14 protein-coding genes and 1 tRNA gene are annotated in these 17,598 nt (G+C 72.8%); 9 read left to right on the plus strand and 6 right to left on the minus strand.

Annotated elements, in window-relative coordinates; all coding sequences use genetic code 11:
* Positions 1-56: 56 nt before the first annotated feature.
* The 5 genes from K304_RS0112585 to K304_RS28715 all read right to left on the minus strand — a co-directional run bounded on the left by K304_RS0112585 (position 57) and on the right by K304_RS28715 (position 5,826).
* Positions 57-2,636 (minus strand): FtsX-like permease family protein, encoded by a 2,580-nt coding sequence (locus K304_RS0112585; protein WP_027764045.1) that lies wholly within the window; start codon positions 2,634-2,636, stop codon positions 57-59.
* Positions 2,633-3,469 (minus strand): ABC transporter ATP-binding protein, encoded by an 837-nt coding sequence (locus K304_RS28710; protein ID WP_078528990.1) that lies wholly within the window; start codon positions 3,467-3,469, stop codon positions 2,633-2,635. Before K304_RS28710 ends, K304_RS0112585 begins: the two co-directional genes overlap by 4 nt.
* 291 nt (positions 3,470-3,760) lie before the next feature.
* Positions 3,761-4,597 carry a hypothetical protein gene (locus tag K304_RS0112595; protein WP_027764046.1) on the minus strand — a complete coding sequence of 279 codons (837 nt, stop codon included), beginning with the start codon at positions 4,595-4,597 and terminating at the stop codon, positions 3,761-3,763.
* Positions 4,598-4,693: 96 nt separating this feature from the next.
* Positions 4,694-5,215 carry an SUKH-3 domain-containing protein gene (locus K304_RS0112600; protein ID WP_027764047.1) on the minus strand — a complete coding sequence of 174 codons (522 nt, stop codon included), beginning with the start codon at positions 5,213-5,215 and terminating at the stop codon, positions 4,694-4,696.
* Entirely contained in the window at positions 5,212-5,826 is a 615-nt protein-coding gene (locus K304_RS28715; protein ID WP_051308391.1) for a YwqJ-related putative deaminase, read from the minus strand. Before K304_RS28715 ends, K304_RS0112600 begins: the two co-directional genes overlap by 4 nt.
* Before the next feature lie 167 nt (positions 5,827-5,993).
* Here K304_RS28715 and K304_RS0112610 point away from each other — a divergent pair, with 167 nt between their 5' ends.
* From K304_RS0112610 to K304_RS28720, 3 genes are all read left to right on the plus strand, one after another.
* Positions 5,994-6,968: an SMI1/KNR4 family protein gene (locus K304_RS0112610; RefSeq protein WP_027764048.1), complete on the plus strand. Its 975-nt coding sequence runs from the start codon at positions 5,994-5,996 to the stop codon at positions 6,966-6,968.
* Positions 6,969-6,973: 5 nt separating this feature from the next.
* On the plus strand, positions 6,974-9,361 hold the full coding sequence (locus K304_RS0112615; RefSeq protein ID WP_027764049.1) for an SUKH-4 family immunity protein: 2,388 nt from the start codon (positions 6,974-6,976) through the stop codon (positions 9,359-9,361).
* A gap of 318 nt (positions 9,362-9,679) precedes the next feature.
* The gene (locus K304_RS28720) at positions 9,680-10,711 is read left to right on the plus strand and encodes a cellulose-binding protein (protein WP_199779601.1); all 1,032 of its coding nucleotides are present in this window, start codon (positions 9,680-9,682) and stop codon (positions 10,709-10,711) included.
* Positions 10,712-10,738: 27 nt separating this feature from the next.
* Here K304_RS28720 and K304_RS28725 read toward each other — a convergent pair whose 3' ends face one another.
* Positions 10,739-12,199 (minus strand): histidine kinase, encoded by a 1,461-nt coding sequence (locus K304_RS28725; RefSeq protein WP_037790164.1) that lies wholly within the window; start codon positions 12,197-12,199, stop codon positions 10,739-10,741.
* Between the two features lie 114 nt (positions 12,200-12,313).
* On the opposite strand from K304_RS28725, the gene K304_RS0112630 reads away from it, so the two are divergent.
* The 6 genes from K304_RS0112630 (at position 12,314) to pth (ending at position 17,551) form a co-directional block, all read left to right on the plus strand.
* Positions 12,314-13,249, plus strand: coding sequence for a hypothetical protein (locus tag K304_RS0112630; RefSeq protein WP_486591645.1), 936 nt, complete (start codon positions 12,314-12,316; stop codon positions 13,247-13,249).
* Positions 13,250-13,277: 28 nt separating this feature from the next.
* Positions 13,278-13,350 (plus strand) — tRNA-Gln (locus K304_RS0112635).
* A 107-nt stretch (positions 13,351-13,457) separates the two neighbouring features.
* Positions 13,458-14,924, plus strand: coding sequence for a bifunctional UDP-N-acetylglucosamine diphosphorylase/glucosamine-1-phosphate N-acetyltransferase GlmU (gene glmU / locus K304_RS0112640; protein ID WP_027764051.1), 1,467 nt, complete (start codon positions 13,458-13,460; stop codon positions 14,922-14,924).
* Between the two features lie 98 nt (positions 14,925-15,022).
* Positions 15,023-16,000 (plus strand): ribose-phosphate diphosphokinase, encoded by a 978-nt coding sequence (locus K304_RS0112645; protein ID WP_027764052.1) that lies wholly within the window; start codon positions 15,023-15,025, stop codon positions 15,998-16,000.
* Between the two features lie 213 nt (positions 16,001-16,213).
* Positions 16,214-16,831: a 50S ribosomal protein L25/general stress protein Ctc gene (locus tag K304_RS0112650; protein WP_027764053.1), complete on the plus strand. Its 618-nt coding sequence runs from the start codon at positions 16,214-16,216 to the stop codon at positions 16,829-16,831.
* A gap of 105 nt (positions 16,832-16,936) precedes the next feature.
* Positions 16,937-17,551 (plus strand): aminoacyl-tRNA hydrolase, encoded by a 615-nt coding sequence (gene pth / locus K304_RS0112655; protein ID WP_037790171.1) that lies wholly within the window; start codon positions 16,937-16,939, stop codon positions 17,549-17,551.
* Positions 17,552-17,598 lie beyond the last annotated feature (47 nt).

Genomic DNA, 17,598 nt, shown 5'->3' on the forward strand with positions numbered 1-17,598 from the left:
ACGGCGAGGGCGCCCGGAGCCGGACTCCCGGCCCCCGGACCCCCTCGCCGCTCCCGTCACTCCGTGGCGATGGCCGCCAGCACGTTCATGCGGCCCGCGCGGAACGCGGGGACCAGCGCGGCGACCAGGCCGACCAGGGCGGACCCGGCGAAGACCCAGCCGATCGTCGCCCACGGGATCTCCAGCACCTTCATCCCCTCCAGCGCGAGCAGCTGCTGCGCGGTCGCGCCCCAGCCCATGCCCAGGCCCAGCCCGAGCAGCGCGCCGAACAGGGCGATGACCACCGACTCCAGGCGGATCATGCGCCGCAGCTGCCGCCGCGACAGACCGATCGCCCGCATCAGGCCGATCTCCCGGGTGCGCTCCACCACCGACAGCGCCAGCGTGTTCACCACGCCCAGCACCGCGACGACGATCGCCAGCGCCAGCAGCCCGTACACCATGTTGAGCAGCTGCCCGACCTGGTCCTGGAGGGTCTGCTTGTAGTCGGCCTGGTCGCGCACCGTGTACTGCGGGTACGGCTCCAGCGCCTTCTTCAGCGCGGCGTACGCGGCGTCCTCCTCCCCGTCCACGGCGCTGCCGAACATCAGCGCGTTCAGCGGCATGTCCTTCTCCGCCACGTACCGCTCCGCGGTGGCGATGCTCGCGTACATCGCGCCCTTGTCGATCACGGCCTCGTCGGAGGTGACCGCCCGCACCGTCAGCTCGGCCGTACGCCCCTGCGCGAAGTCGACCCGCAGCGTGTCGCCGGTCCGCAGGCCGTGCTTCTTCGCGAAGCCCGCGAACACCGACATGCCGTCCTTCGCGTACGCGTCCGCCAGTTCGCCCTGCGTGGTCTCCACCCGCAGCACCTCGGCGTACGAGGGGGTGGCCGCGTTGAGCGTCTCACCCTCCAGCGTCGTCCCGTCCGGGGTGGTGATCGCGATGTCCAGCAGCTTGTACTCGGTGACGTCGGCCAGCCCGCCGGCGCTCCGCACCTTCTCCGCGGCCTGCGGGGTGATCGGCTGACCGGTGTCGGAGCCGACGATGAAGTCGGCGCCCACCGACTTGTCCAGCTCCTCCGTCGCCGAGGCCACCATCGAGGAGCCCACCACCGACAGCGACGCGACCAGCGCCAGGCCGATCATCAGCGCCGCCCCGGTGGCGCCGGTGCGGCGCGGGTTGCGCAGCGCGTTGCGCTCCGCGAGCCGCCCGACCGGGCCGAACAGCCGCAGCACCACCAGGCTCAGCGCCCGCACCACCACACCGGCCAGCAGCGGGCCGACCACGATGAAGCCGACCAGCGTCAACACCACGCCCAGCGCCAGCATCCCGGCACCCGCCGACGCCTCCTCGGCCCGCGACGCCACGTACAGCGCCGCCGCGCCGACCGCCGTGAGCAGCACGCCCAGCACGGCCCGTACGGCGCCCGCCCGGCCGTCGGCCGGGGTGCCCGCGTCGCGCAGCGCCGCCATCGGCGACACCCGGCCCGCCCGGCGGGCCGGCAGCCACGCGGCGAGCACCGTCACCACGACGCCCAGCGCCACACCGATCACCGGAGTGGTCGCCTTGACCGTCAGTTCCGAGGTGCTGAGGTTCATGCCCATCGCGCCCATCAGCTCCATCAGGCCGACGGCCAGGCCCACCCCGGCACCGAGGCCGACGACCGACCCCACCACGCCCAGCAGCAGCGCCTCGGTCAGCACCGACCGGTTGATCTGCCGGCGGCTGGACCCGATGGCGCGCATCAGCCCGATCTCCCGGGTGCGCTGGGCGACCAGCATGGAGAAGGTGTTGACGATCAGGAACACCCCGACCAGCAGCGCGATCCCGGCGAAGCCGAGCATCGCGTACTTCATCACGTCCATGAACTCCGCGACGTCCTGCCGGCTGTCGTCCGCGGTCTCCGCCTGCGTGCGGTAGGTGTACGCGTCGGAGCCGACGGCCGCGACGACGTTCTCCTTCAACTGCTCGTGCGTCACCCCCTCCTCGGCCGTGACGACGACGCCGGTGTACGCACCTCGGTCGCCGAGCAGCACCCGCTGCGCGGTGGCGGTGTCGAAGTAGACGACCGCCGCACCGGGGTTGGTGACCTCGAAGGCCGCGATGCCGGAGATGCGGGCCGTGTGGTCGCCGGTCACGGCGAGGGTGCTCAGCTCGTCGCCGACCTTCAGGCCGTGCTTGTCCGCGGTGTCCGCGTCGACCATCACCTCGGTCGGTCCGCGCGGCGGGTGGCCGGCGGTGACCTCCATCGAACGCCGGTCGACGCCCGTCCAGTTGGAGGCGATCGTCGGCGCGCCCGTGGTGGAGCCCATGTTCTCGTTCTCGGCGTTCACCACCGTCACGCTCATGCTGACGACGACGCCCTCGGCGGACCGCGCGCCCTCCGCCCGCTCCGCCTTCGCCAGCGCCCCGGCCGGCAGCGACGCGGGGCGTCCGGTCGCGGACACCTCCTCGTCCTCACCGGTCTCCTTCGGCGACACCGTCACGTCCCCCGAGGTGGCGGCGAACAGCTTGTCGAAGGTGGCATTCATGGTGTCGGTGAACACCAGCGTGCCGCTGACGAACGCCACCGACAGCACCACGGCGACCGCGCTCAGCGCCATCCGGCCCTTGTGCGCGAGCAGGTTTCTCAGCGAGGTCTTCCACACGGTCACGACGCGCTCCCCGCCACCGCGCCGGCCGGCCGCTCCCCGCGCGCCCGGAGCGGCTCGCCCGCGGGCGCGAACATCCGCATCCGGTCCAGCACCTTCTCCGCGGTCGGGCGGTGCATCTCGTCCACGATGCGCCCGTCCGCCAGGTACAGCACCCGGTCCGCGTACGCGGCGGCGACCGGGTCGTGCGTCACCATCACCATCGTCTGGCCGAGTTCGTCCACCGAACGCCGCAGGAACTCCAGCACCTCCGCGCCGGAGCGCGAGTCCAGGTTGCCGGTCGGCTCGTCACCGAACACGATCTCCGGACGCGCCGCCAGCGCCCGCGCCACCGCGACGCGCTGCTGCTGGCCGCCGGACAGCTGGTTCGGGCGGTGCTTCAGCCGCCCGCCCAGCCCCACGGTGTCCACCACCCGGCCCAGCCAGGCCCGGTCCACCTTCCGGCCCGCGATGTCCATGGGCAGCGTGATGTTCTCCGCCGCGTTCAGCGTGGGCAGCAGGTTGTACGCCTGGAAGATGAAGCCGATCCGGTCGCGGCGCAGCCGCGTCAGCTTCTTGTCCTTCAGCCCGGTGATCTCCTGGTCACCGACCCGGATGCTGCCCGAGGTCACCGTGTCCAGACCCGCCAGGCAGTGCATCAGGGTCGACTTGCCGGACCCCGAGGGCCCCATGATCGCGGTGAACGCGCCGCGTTCGATGTCCACGTCCACACGGTCCAGCGCCACCACCCGGGTCTCCCCCGAGCCGTACGCCTTCACCACCTGCCGCGCCGCGGCCGCAACGGCCGCACGGCCCCCGTCGCCCCCGGTCCAGGTCTCCGCTACCGCCGTCGTCACGTGTCCTTCTCCTCCGCCGAAACCGTTCGGTCGCCTCGTGCCGGGACGGTTCTCCCGGACGGTGTTCAGCCTCCTGGAGCGGCGGCGGCGCCACGATGGTGCCCGTCGCCGTTCCCGTCCGGGGGTTTGCCCCACCCCGCACGCCCGGCGGCCCGTAGCAACACGGTAGGAACGCCCACCCGGCTCCTCGTCCTGCCCAGGGACGAACCGCCACCGATCCCCCGGTGGGTGCCACCCCTAGGGGGTCGCGGCGACGGTCCCCGACACCCGTGCGGCGACGCGGGCCGCCCGCTACACGCCGACGGGCACACCGCCCGGCCCGACCCGGTGCACCCGGCCGAGGTCGCCGGCCAGCAGGTCGGCATGGGCGAGTGCGAAGTCGCCGTTGGGCAGACTGCCGGTGTACCGGGCCCCGACGACGCGGTCCGGCAGGAAGCGCCGCAGCTCGTGCCGCATGCCCCGGCGGTACGTCACCGGCGCGCCCTGTTCCGGCGACGCCTCGTCGGTGCCGAACAACACCCAGTGGTCCACCCCGACCAGGCCGTCCGGGTCCGGCGGGCCGCCGGTGTGACAGTCCAGGGCGGGGGCGGTCAGCACGTCCGGGTCGTGCGGCTCGTACCAGAGCAGCAGCGGCTTGGCCTCCCGCGCGTCGGCGTTGTCGAAGCAGCACACCGCGACCGAGTGGCCCGGGTAGGCCCGGGCGTAGAAGGCCATCAGCTCCGGGTCGAGCCGCGGCCGCTTCCGCTTCGGGACCTTCGCCAGGGCGCCGGGCAGCAGCGTCGGATCGTCGGCGAGCAGCACGGTGTACACGTCGTGGTCGAACACCTCGACCGCGCCGCCCGGAGCGGCGCCCATCCAGTCCATCGGCGCGGCGGCGCTGCGCGTACGCGGACGCACCGCGTCCACCATGCGCCGCAGCACGTCCGTGTCGTCGCCCACGGGCAGGAAGTGGCGGCCGGTCACCCGCCGCGCGGGCAGGTGCAGCAGCATCGCGTTGGGGCCGGACGCCCGGTTCAGGGCGGTGTTCTGGTAGCCGAGCACGTGCACCAGCCCGTGCTGCGGATGCCGGCACCGGCCGGCGTACAGGGTCGTGCCGGAGAACTCTGCGGGGGCGAGAGAGACGCACATGCCACGCAACCTACCGACGGACACCGACAGTTCGGGTCCGCGGTTCGAGTCCGCGGTTCGAGTCCGCGGTTGGGGTCCGCGGTTGGGGTCCGCGGTTCAGGTCCGCGCGAGCCGGGCGGGCAGCAGACCGGTGAGGAGGGTGGCGAAGGCCGCGTCGGCGTCCTGGCCCAGGAACCAGTCGCCGGTGTGGTCCAGGCAGTAGACCCGGCCCTCGGCGTCGACGGCGAGGAGACCGGTCGCGTCGTCCGGGTCGCCGCCGACCGGAACCTCCGCGCCCAGCGGCGCCACCGCCGAGTCCAGCGCCCGCCCCAGGTCGGCGAGCGTGCGCGCCGCGTACAGACCGTGCAGCGGGTCGAGGTGCAGCCCGGTGGGCGCCAGGTCGCGGCCCGGCCCGCGCGGCACCAGGTGCAGCCCGCCGAACTCGGCCCACGCCTCGACCGCCGCCGGGAACACGGCGTGCTGGTGCCCTCCGGGCGCCACGTGCGCCCGGAGGGTGTCCGCCCACACCTCCGCGTCCCGCATCTCCCACCGGCCCGGACGCCAGCCCGCTTCCCGCAGCACCGCGTCGACGGCGACGGGGAACCGGGTGGCGGAGCTGCGCGCGTGCGGAACGCTCACGAACCCTCCCCCTCGCCCTCGCCCTCGCCCTCGCCCGCACCCGCCTCGGCGTAGGCGCCGGGGTCGACGGCCGCGACCCCGAAGTGGTCCAGCAGACGGGCGCACGACCGGCACGGCGGCGCGTAGGCCCCGTGCCGCGGATCGCCGTCCTCCCGCACGTGCCGGGCCGTCAGCCGCGCCTGCCTCAGCGCCTTGCGGGCCTCACCCTCACTCATGGGCCGCTCCGCCTTCCGGCCGCTGCGCGCCGCGTCCGCCGAGGTCAGGAAGCGCGACAGCAGCACGGCTTCGGAGCAGCGCCCGGGGCTCCGCCCGCGGTCGGCCGCCGGCAGCCCGGCGAGGAAGTCCGCGACCAGCGGATGCAGTCCGGGCGGGGTGTCCGACCGGCTGCCGGTGCCGGTCAGGGTGCTGCCGCGGACCGAGAGCGCCCCGGCGACGGCGGGAAGGATGCCGTCGCGGCGGTGGTGGAGGAACGGCGCCGCGGCGAACGCGGCGGCGGGCCCGCCGGACCCGGCGGCCGCGCCGTCCCGCATCAGGCCGAGCCGCGGGTCGTCCGCCCGCGGCCCGGAGGGCGGGGCCGGCGGCGCCCCGGCCTGCCGTGGAGCGATGTTCATGGTCGTGCTGTCCTTCCGCGACCCCCTGGCGTGGAGATCCGCGCTCAGTATGCCGGGAGACGCCCCCCGCCGGACCGCGGGTTCCTCCGCCGAGCGGCGATGACCGGGCCCGTGCCGAACGCATAGGCTGTGCGGGTCAGCCAGACGCAGCAGGGGAGCTTCCAGCCATGACGACAGGTCGGCGAGGGACGACGACCGCGCCTCCGAACGCGGCCTACGCCGGGCAGGTCGTGCGGTTTCCCGATCCGGTGCGCGCCGCACGCCACCCGGACGGGGTACGCATGGACGAAGCGGGCCACCCGGACTTCTCCCGCTACGCGCGTGCCGCCGCCGAGATCGCCGAACCCCCCGAGGGCTTCGGCGGCGACGAACTCCGCCTGACCGACGTCGTCTCGGCCAACGCCGCCCTGCACGCCGCGGGCCACGAACTGTGGGCCGGGCTGCCGCCCGTCGCCACCCCGCACGGCTGGGTCTGGCACCACGTCGCCCACTCCCGCCGGATGGAACTCGTCCCGGCCGAGGTCAAGGCGCTGTTGCGGCACCACGCCGGACTGGCCACCGCCGCCGTCGACCACGACAAGCTCGGCACCCGGCCCCTCCAGGAGACCCGGCCCGTCCACGTCGCCGTCCCCCAGCCGGTCGCCGTCACCGAACGGCAGGTGGTGGAGGCGGAGGAACGTCTCGGCTACCGGCTCCCCGCCGCCTACCGCAGCTTCCTCAAGGCCGCCGGCGGCAGCGCGCCACGCGGCGTCGCCCTCGACCCCGACCTGGGACTCCTCCTCGACCAGCCGTTCTTCACCCTGCGCGACGAGGCCGCCGTCAACGACCTCGTCTACGTCAACAAATGCCTGCGCGACCACCTCACCAAGGACTACCTGGGCGTCGTGTTCACGCAGGGCGGCATCGTCGCGGTCAAGGTGCGGGGCGAGGCGATCGGCAGCGTCTGGTTCTGCCCCCACGACGACGCCCGCGACCACGACGGCCTCGACGTGCGGCAGCGCACCGAGACCCTCCTGCGGCCCTGCGGCGACGACTTCGACGACTTCCTGCTCCGGCTCGCGGGCAACCCCCCGGAGCTGGAGACCGTGGCGAAACTGATGGTCGACGGCGGCTTCACGCGCGCCGTACCGGTGGAGGGGTGAACGCAGTGGTGACCTTCGCAGAGGCCCAGGACCGCGCCGAGCGCTGGATCAACACGGACGTACCCGGCTACCAGCGCCGCGCCGTGCAGCTGCGCGAGTTCGACCTCGGGTTCGTCGCCTGGGCCGAGGACCGGGAGGACGGCCCCACGTCCGAGGGCGCCCGCACCCGCCTGGTCATCGCCCGCGACGGCGGCGAGGCCACGCTGTGGCCGGGGCTGCCCGTGGACGAGGTCGTCCGCCGGTACACCGAGGAGTACGGCGACGCCGGCCCGGCGCCCGCCCCGGTCCCGCCGCAGCGCGTCGACCTGGAGGCCACGTCCTTCCTGCTCACGCCACCGGAGTGGCTCCAGGAGGCCGCGGACCGGATGGGCATCCCCGACCGGCGCCGGCCCGACGACGCGTCGGCCCCGGGCGCGGCCGCGCCCGACGGGACGAGCAGCGGGCGGGACGCAGGGGCCGACGGGACGGACGCCGGGTCCGCCCCATCCGGCGACCCTTCCGGCGCGTGGCCGGAGGCCGGCAGCAGCGGCGGAAGCACCAGCCCCTGGGACGCCGCCGACACCAGCAGCTCCGGCGAGGGATTCGGCCAGGAGCCGCCCGCCACCGTGTTCGCGCCGCCGCTGAGCGGCAGCGACGACGAGGACACCCCGCCACCCGCCGCACACGGCGACGAGACCCCGACCGCCTTCCTCGCCGAGCGCGCCGCGCCGGCCAGGACCACCACCGCGCCCGCCGTCGAGGACGACCGGGTCGGCGCCGTCGACGAGCCCACCGCCACCGGCGAGCACCGCACGTCCGGCACGTCCCCCGGCACGTCCGGCACCCACGGCACGTCCCAGGGCGCCGGCACCCCGCCGCCTCCGCCGGCAGCACCCCCACCGGCCCCCACACCCGGCGCCGGCCTCACCGACTTCGACACCGACCGCCGCCCGTCCTCCCCGCCCAAGTCCTCCCGCGGCCCGTCCGTGCCGCCCCCGCCCGGCCCACCACCGGCACCCGGCACCCCGAGCGGCGCCGGAAGCACCGGCGGCGGCAGCACCGGAACCGGAAGCACCGGCGGCTACGTGCCGACCCAGATGGTCTCCGCCGACGACATCGCCTCCCAGGGCGGCGACGCCCCGGAGGGCGGCTCAGCCCCGGACGGGCCCGCCGACGGCCCCGGCGGTCTCCACCACGCCGCGACCATGCTGGCCGGCCCCCTCCCCGGCGGCCCCGGCGCCGCCCCGACGCCCCCCCCCCCCGCCGCACCGCAGCCGCCGCACACCCCCGGCACACCGCCACCGGGCGTCCCCGCCCCGCACCCGGGCCCGCCCCCACACGCCGCGGCCCCGATGCCCCACGGCACGCCCCCGCCGCACGCCGGCGCGGCACCCCCCGCCTACGGCCCACCCCAGCAGCCCGGCGGCGCCCCCACCGTCGGCCCCGGCTACATGGCCGTCCTGCGCTACCGCGCACCCGACGGCTCCGAACAGCAGCTCATCCGGCGCTCCGCACCCGGCACCCCGCACCCCGAGTGGCAGATCCTGCACGAACTCCGCGCGATGAACGTGCCGCCGCAGCAGGTCCTGGAACTGCACACCGAACTCGAATCCTGCGACCTGCCCGGCGGCTACTGCGCCCGCATGATCCGCGAGACCTGGCCCCAGGTACGCGTCAGCCACACCGCCGCCTACGGCACCGACCACGCCTCCCGCCAGCAGGGCATGCGGCACCTCGTCGAGCACCAGGGCGAACTGCACCAGGTCGCCGACGCGCCGCCGCGCCCCGCACCCCACCGCGTACCGCTGCCCCCGCCGCACCAGATCCAGCTCGCGCCGCCCATCCCGCCGGACGCCATCGGCCACGAACTGGCGCAGGCGTTCGGCCCGCAGGGCGTCTTCCGCTTCGACCAGCGGGCCGTCTCCCGGCACGGCGTCCCCGACATCGTCGGCCAGGTGCTGGTCTGGGCCGGCGTACCCGTCGACGTGGGCCCCTTCTTCTGGGGCCAGGCCCAGCCCGGCCGCCCCGTGCCCACCCTCGCCGAACTCGCCCAGGAACGCGGCGCCCGGCCCGCGCCCGACGCCGGCTCGTACCTCGTCATGGGCAACGACTTCGGCCGCCAGCTCTGCGTCCAGTACGGCACCGCGCACATCGTCGCCGTCCCGCTGGACGCGGAGGCCGACGGCAGCTCCGCCACCCCGCAGTTCGTCAACACCGGTCTGCCCGAGTTCATCCGCTGCCTCGCCCTGCTCGGCCGCATGTGGCGCCTGCGCTACGGCCTCACGCCGGAACAAGCCGGCCGCTGGACCGTCGACTTCCAGATGCAGCTCGCCATGCTCGACCCCGCCGCCCTCTCCACTCCGGAGAACTGGTGGTCGGTGCTGCTCGAACAGATGTGGGACGGCCTGTTCTGAGGCGTGCCCCGCCGGCACCGCCGGGTCACCCGACAGGGTGGCCCGGCAGAACGACGCGCTGACGCACCGCCACCACCGCCGAAGCCCCGTCCCACGGCGAAAACACCGGTCACACGGGCCACAACCGCCTTCCACCCCGCCCCGACACCCGCCTGAATCCGCTCGCTTGCGACAGGATGTGCCGATTACGGCCCGACGGGAGGCATGACGCATGCTGGAACGCGGGTACGGGCGAACCGGGCACACCCGACCGCGTCGCCACCCCCTCGCGGCACCCGCCGCGCGAGGACACGCAGCAGCTCGAGACAAGGGGCATCCATGAGTGCGTCGTCGCCGCACGGCTTCGTCGTCGTACGTCGCGGCTACCGGCCCGACCAGGTCGACGGCCGCGTAGCCGACCTCACCCAGGAACGCGACGAGGCCGGCGAACGCGCCGCCCGGCTCACCCTGCTCGCCAAGGAACTCACCGAAGAGGCCGAACGCCTCCACCACCTCGTCGCCACCCTCCCCCCGCAGACCTACGAAAGCCTCGGCGCCCGGGCCCAGGAACTCCTCGCCGAAGTGGAAACGGAAGCCGCCGAAGTCCACAGCACGGCGGAAACGGAAGCCCGGCACCGCACCGAACAGGCCGAACACGACGCCACCGCCACCCGCGACGCCGCACACGAGTGGGCCTCCCGCACCCGCGAGGCCGGCGAAGCCGCCGCCCGCCGCACCCGCGACGCCGCCCAGACCGCGGCCGACGAACTCCGCACCGCCGCCCGCGAAGCCGCCGCCGAGATCCGCGGCGAAGCCGCCGACGCCCACGAGGAGATGACCCGGCGCTGCCAGTCCCTCCTCGCCGACCAGCGCAAGGAGCACACCGCCGACAGCGACGCCCTCGACCGCGAACTCGGCGAACACCAGGCCGCCACCGCGGCACGCCTCGCCGGCCTCGACGACCACGGCCGCACCGTCCTCGCCGAAGCAGAACGCGCCCACGCCGAGGCCGAAGAGGCCGCCCGCCACCGCCAGGAGGACGCCGAGGCCCAGGCCGCCGACCTGCTCGCCCAGGCCCGCGCACAACAGGACCGCATCGAACGCGACACCGACCGCATCCTGCGCGACCACGACGAACAGGCCGAGGAACTCCGCTCCCACATGGCCCACGTCCGCAGCAGCCTCGCCACCCTCACCGGCCGAGGCAACACCGTCGACGACACACACGACACCGACGGCGACGACGGCGACGCCCCCACGGACCGCACCGAACCCCCTGCCGACGGCGCCGAAACGGAACCCGGCCGCAACGACACCGCCACCGAAACGGAACCCCACCTGCCGGAGCAGACGAAACGCTCCGACGGCTGACCCGGCCACCCCGCGAGGCGGCGCCGCTCAGGCCGCGCCGCCCTCCGGAATCACCGCCGACACCCGGAAACCCCCCGCATCCGTCGGCCCGGACACGAACACCCCGCCCAGCGCCGACACCCGCTCCCGCATACCCACCAGACCGTTCCCCCCGCTCGGCAGACCCGCGTCCGCCACCCCCGCCGACGGCGGCTCGTTCTCCACCTGCAACGCGACCTCCCCCTCGCGATGCGCCAGCCGCACCCGCGTCCGCGCACCCGCCGCATGCTTGTGCACATTCGTCAGCGCCTCCTGCACCACCCGGTACGCCGTCCGCTCGACCCGCGCCGCGTAGCCCGCCGCCGGGGACTCCCCCGACACCGACAGCTCCACCGCCATCCCCGCCTGCCGCGACTGCCCCACCAGCACCTCCAACTCACCCAAGGACGGCCCCGCCGCCCCGTCCTCCTCCGGAGGCCCGTACGCCGCACCCGGCCCCACACCCGACGGCACCCGCGCACCCTCCCCGGACGACGACACCGACGCCCCCTCGGACGCCGCCCCGGACGCCGCAGCCGCCAGATCCGCCAGCCGCGAAGGCCGCTCCCCCTCCGCACGCTCCCGCTCCGCCGCCGGCACCGCACGCCCCCCACCGTCCGCGGTGCGCAGCACACCCAGCATCGTCCGCAGCTCCGTCAGCGCCTGCCGCCCCATGTCCCCCACCAGAGCCGCGTTCTTCGACGCCTTCTCCGGATCCTTCAACGCCACCGCCTGCAACGCCGCCGCATGCACCACCATCAGACTCACCCGATGCGCGACCACATCGTGCATCTCCCGCGCGATCCGCGTGCGCTCCTCGTTCCGCGCCCACTCCGCACGCTCCTCGGCCCGGTCCGCCAGAAGCGACAGCTCCCACTCCAGGCCGTCCGCCCGCTCCCGCAGGCTCTCCACCAGCCGACGCCGCGCCCCCGCGTACATCCCCAGCAGCAACGGCGGCACCGTCACCCCGACCGACGCCGCCAGCGACACCGTCGGCACGAACCACCCCGGCGGATCGAACCCCGACTCCTGACTCACGCTCTGATGCACCCGGACGAACGTGATGATCACACCGCCGACCACCATCATCCCGGCCAGCCACACCGTGATCCGACGCGGCACGTCCGACGCCGCCAGCGTGTACAGGCCCACGGTGCTCAGCAGAAAACCCATCTCCGCAGGCGTCACCGCGATCGCCACCAGCACCACGACGATCGGCCACCGGCGCCGCAGCACCAGCACCGAACCCGCCACCACCCCCAGCAGCACCCCGAACACCACCGGCACACCGGCCGTGCCCGAGAACTTCACCCCCTCCGCCGCACACTCCGCGGCCGACAGCACCCCCAGCACCACGTCCAGCACCATGCCCCGGCGGCGCTCCCACCACCACGGACCGCCGCCGCCCTCCGGCGCACCCGACCGCCCGCCCTGGTCCTGGGCTCGAGCAACTTCCCCCGACTCGGTCATACCGCCCACCCTAAGACCGCCCCGGCCCGCTCTCCCGACCGCGTGCACCACTCGAACTGGTGAATGCGACGCCCTTTCGCCCCATGCGACCGCATGTGCGACGAGAGTGAGCACATGACCGACACACACGGGGCATCTCAGGACGGACCGCTCATCCCGCACCAGCGGCGCCGACGCAACGGCGACGGCACGGGCGGCATCCTGCGAGGCACCGCCACCTACGAGGAGCTGCGCGCCAGGGCGGTCGCCCTCCGGCGCCGGGGCCTCAGCCGCCGCCAGATCCGCGACGCGCTCAAGGTCCACAACAACGACCTGCTCAACCGCCTCGTCGCAGACGAGCCACCCCCGGCCTGGACCCGCCGCCCCAACGCCAAGGACGACCTCCGCGAGCGCGCCCGGGAGCTGCGCCGCCAGGGCTGGACCTACGACCGCATCCAGCTCGAACTGGGCGTCTCCAAGTCGTCGATCTCGCTCTGGGTCCGGGACCTGCCCAAGCCGGAGCGACCACCCCGCACCCGCGAGGAGGCGTCCGCGATCGCCCGGAAGGGCTGGGAGCGGACACTCCAGCTTCGCGAGGAGGAGCGGCAACACGTCAAGAACACCGCACGACAGGAGATCGGAGGCGTGAGCGAACGGGAGCTGTTCCTGACGGGGGTCGCCCTGTACTGGGCGGAGGGGGCGAAGGACAAACCACATGCTCGCCGGGAACGCGTGGTCTTCATCAACAGCGATCCGGACGTCATCGGCCTCTTTCTGGCCTGGCTGGACCTCCTGGGCGTGGACAGAGACGACCTCAGGTTCGCGGTCTCCATCCACGAGTCCGCCGAGGTGGAGAATGCGGAGGCGTACTGGTCCGCACACGTCGGCGTCGAAGTGACGCAACTCCAGAAGACGACCCTCAAGAAGCACAACCCGAAGACCGTGCGCAAGAACGTAGGCCCCTCTTACCGTGGCTGCCTCGCCGTGCGGGTGAGCCGAAGTGCCCAGCTGTACCGCAGAATCGAGGGCTGGTGGTCCGGCATAGTAGAGTCGTGCACGCAGCCGGGGTAACGCGGAATGTCCGATTTCCCCGACATGGTCCCCCGTGGTGTAAATGGTTAACACTGTCGGTTTTGGTCCGACCATTCTAGGTTCGAGTCCTGGCGGGGGAGCAGAGCTAGGTTCGGGCCCTGGCGCCGATCAACAGTGGTCTCCGGTGCAGGGGAAGCCCACCGGTATCCTGCGGGGGTCATCTTCACCCGAAGCCGAAGGGCACACCGTGAGCGCCAACCGCCCGGCAGCCGTCGTCGTTCTCGCAGCGGGTGAGGGCACCCGCATGAAGTCGGCGACCCCGAAGGTCCTGCACGAGATCTGCGGCCGTTCTCTCGTCGGCCATGTCGTCCACGCCTCCCGCAGCCTCGACCCCGAGCATCTGGTCGTCGTCGTGGGCCATGCGCGGGAGCAGGTCACCGCGCACCTGGCGGAGGTGGACGGCGGCGTCCGTACCGCCGTGCAGCAGGAGCAGAACGGGACGGGCCACGCCGTGCGGCAGGCGCTGGAGGAGTTGTCGGCCGCCGGTGTCGCGCTGGACGGGACCGTGCTCGTGACGTGCGGCGACACTCCGCTGCTGACGGCCGGGACGCTGCAGGCGCTCGCCGACGCGCACGCGGCGGAGGGGAACGCCGTGACCGTGTTGTCGGCGGAGGTGCCGGACGCGACCGGGTACGGCCGGATCATCCGGGACGAGGCGAACGGCGCGGTGTCCGCGATCGTGGAGCACAAGGACGCGTCGGACGCGCAGCGCGCGGTGCGGGAGATCAACTCGGGGGTGTTCGCGTTCGACGCGAAGCTGCTGATCGACGCGCTGGGGAAGCTCCGGACGGACAACAGTCAGGGCGAGGAGTACCTGACGGACGTGCTGGGGATCGCGCGGGAGGCCGGGCACCGGGTGGGTGCGTCGGTCGCGGGCGATCACCGGGAGATCGTGGGGATCAACAACCGGGTGCAGCTGGCGCAGGCGCGGCGGATGCTGAACGACCGGTTGCTGGAGGGGGCGATGCTCGCGGGGGTGACGGTCGTCGATCCGGCGTCGACGTGGCTGGACGTGACGGTGTCGTTCGGTCCGGACGCGGTGGTGGAGCCGGGGACGCAGTTGCTGGGGGCGACGCATGTGGCGGCGCGGGCGGAGGTGGGTCCGGGTTCGCGGCTGACGGACACCTCGGTGGGCGAGGGCGCGTCGGTGGTGCACACGGTGGCACTGGGGGCGGAGATCGGCGCGGGTGCGTCGGTGGGTCCGTACACGTACCTGCGGCCGGGTACGCGGTTGGGCGGGGGCGTGAAGGCGGGCAGTTTCGTGGAGATGAAGAACGCGGAGCTGGGCGAGGGGACGAAGGTGCCGCACCTGTCGTACGTGGGGGACGCGTCGATCGGTGAGCACACCAACATCGGTGCGGCGAGCGTGTTCGTGAACTATGACGGTGTGCACAAGCACCGGACGTCGATCGGCTCGCATTGCCGGACGGGTGCGGACAACATGTTCGTGGCTCCGGTGACGGTCGGGGACGGCGCGTATACGGCCGCGGGTTCGGTGATCACGAAGGACGTGCCGGCGGGGTCGTTGGCTGTTGCACGGGGGCAGCAGCGGAATATCGCGGGCTGGGTGGCGCGGAAGCGGCCGGGCAGTGCGGCGGCGCAGGCGGCGCAGCGTGTGGAGGATGGATCTTCGGAGGGTTCGGAGGGGGTGTGAGCTGCGCCCCGGTGTGCGGTGTGGGGTACGCGGGGCAGGTCGGCGGGGTTTACGGTTAAGGGGCACTCACGCCCAGCGGAACGCAAGGAGACTGTGCTGTGACCGGGATCAAGACGACCGGCGAGAAGAAGTTGATGCTCTTCTCCGGCCGCGCTCACCCCGAGCTTGCGGAGGAGGTCGCTCAGCAGCTGGGTATCAGTGTGGTCCCGACGAAGGCTTTCGACTTCGCCAACGGTGAGATCTACGTCCGCTTCCAGGAGTCCGCTCGTGGGGCGGACTGTTTTCTGATGCAGAGCCACACTGCTCCGATCAACAAATGGATCATGGAGCAGTTGATCATGATCGATGCGTTGAAGCGGGCTTCGGCGCGGAGCATCACGGTGATCGTGCCGTTCTACGGTTATGCGCGTCAGGACAAGAAGCACCGTGGGCGGGAGCCGATTTCGGCGCGGATGATCGCGGATCTTCTGCGGTCGGCGGGTGCGGACCGGATTCTCACGGTGGATCTGCACACGGATCAGATCCAGGGTTTCTTCGACGGTCCGGTGGATCATCTGTTCGCGCTGCCGATTCTGGCGGATTACGTGGGCGAGAAGGTGGACCGGTCGAAGCTGACGGTGGTGTCGCCGGACGCGGGCCGGGTGCGGGTGGCGGATCGTTGGGCGGACCGGCTGGGTGCGCCGCTGGCGATCGTGCACAAGCGGCGTGATCCGGATGTGGCGAACCAGGTGACGGTGCACGAGGTGGTCGGCAGCGTCGAGGGCCGGGTGTGTGTGCTGGTGGACGACATGATCGACACCGGTGGCACGATCTGTGCGGCGGCGGACGCGTTGTTCGCGAACGGCGCGGAGGACGTGATGGTGACGGCGACGCACGGGGTGCTGTCGGGTCCGGCGGCGGACCGGCTGAAGAATTCGAAGGTGAGCGAGTTCGTGTTCACGAACACGTTGCCGACGCCGGGTGAGCTGGATCTGGACAAGATCACGGTGTTGTCGATGGCGCCGACGATCGCGCGTGCGGTGCGTGAGGTGTTCGAGGACGGTTCGGTGACTTCTCTCTTCGAGGAGCAGGCCTGACCTGCCGTCCCGGCTCCGGCCGGGGGTGATCGATTTTCGTGCGGCCTTCCGCGCCGGGTAGACTCCTGGGGTTGCTCGGCGAGGGAGGCCGTTCGCGTGTCGTCGCAAGGACGCGCGGGTGGGGTCTCCGTTATCGACGCGCTCTTCGTAGCAGGCCTGTCGTGGGCCGGGTGACTCCCTGTCCAACGGAATGTCCATACGAGGAGCGCAGTCATGGCTGACGTCAACCTTTCCGCGAAGATCCGCAGCGAGTTCGGCAAGGGTGCCGCGCGCCGTCTGCGCCGCGAGGAGAAGGTCCCCGCCGTCATCTACGGTCACGGGGCCGAGCCGGTGCACGTCGAGATGCCCAGCTACGACCTGATGATGGCCCTGAAGACCCCGAACGTCCTGATCAACCTGGACGTCGAGGGCAAGAAGGAGCTGGTGATCCCGAAGGCCGTGCAGCGTGAGGCCATTCGCGGCTTCCTGGTGCACATCGACCTGCTCACCGTGAAGAAGGGCGAGAAGGTCCACGTCGAGGTCCCGATCCACATCGAGGGGGAGCTGGCCCCGGGGCAGCACGTGCTGGAGCACGGCCTGAACTCGCTGCCGGTCGAGGCCGAGGCGACGCACATCCCGGAGTCGGTGACGGTGTCGATCGAGGGTCTGGCCGCGGGTGACTCGGTGCAGGCCAAGGACATCAAGCTGCCGGGCAACACCTCGCTGGCCGTGGAGGACGACGTCATCGTCATCCAGGTCCTGGCGCCGCAGATCGAGGAGCCCGCCGACGAGGAGGCCGAGGGCGAGGAGCCCCCGGCGGAGGCGGAGAGCACGGAGGCCGCCGCGGAGTAGTCCGCGGCTTCGCCGGACGTCGGGTGGCCGCCGTCCCGGGTGCCTCGGGCACGCGGGGCGGCGGTCGCCGTACTGGAGTTCTTACACGGCCGCGGAGGGCCTTCGATGACGACGAACACCGGTGGTGGCGGCCCCGTGCCGGAGGGGCCGTGGCTGATCGTGGGGCTGGGGAATCCGGGTCCGCAGTATGCGGGGAACCGGCACAACGTGGGGTTCCTGGTCGCGGATCTGCTGGCGGAGCGGATGGGCGGCCGGTTCAAGGCGCACCGGTCGCGTGCAGAGGTGTGTGAGGGGCGGGTCGGTACGCCGGGGGTGTCGAGCCGGCGGGTGGTGCTGGCGAAGCCGATGTCGTTCATGAACGTCTCGGGTGGGCCGGTGACGGCGCTGCGGGACTTCTACAAGGTGCCCGTTGCGCGGATGGTCGTGGTGCACGACGAGTTGGACATCGGCTATGGCGCGCTGCGGTTGAAGCTGGGGGGCGGGGACAACGGCCACAACGGGCTGAAGTCGATCACGAAGTCGCTGGGTCCGGACTATCACCGGGTGCGTTTCGGGGTGGGGCGTCCGCCGGGGCGTATGGCGGTGGCGGATTTCGTGTTGCGTGATTTCTCGGGTGCGGAGCGCAAGGAGCTGGACTATTTCGTGGACCGGGCGGCCGACTCGGTCGAGTCGTTGATCGCGGATGGTCTGGAACGGGCGCAGAGTACCTACAATTCGTGAGCGCATTTCCTCGATAAGCGCACCTTTCGGGCAGTCGGTTGACCCGG

This window comes from Streptomyces sp. CNS606, assembly GCF_000426325.1.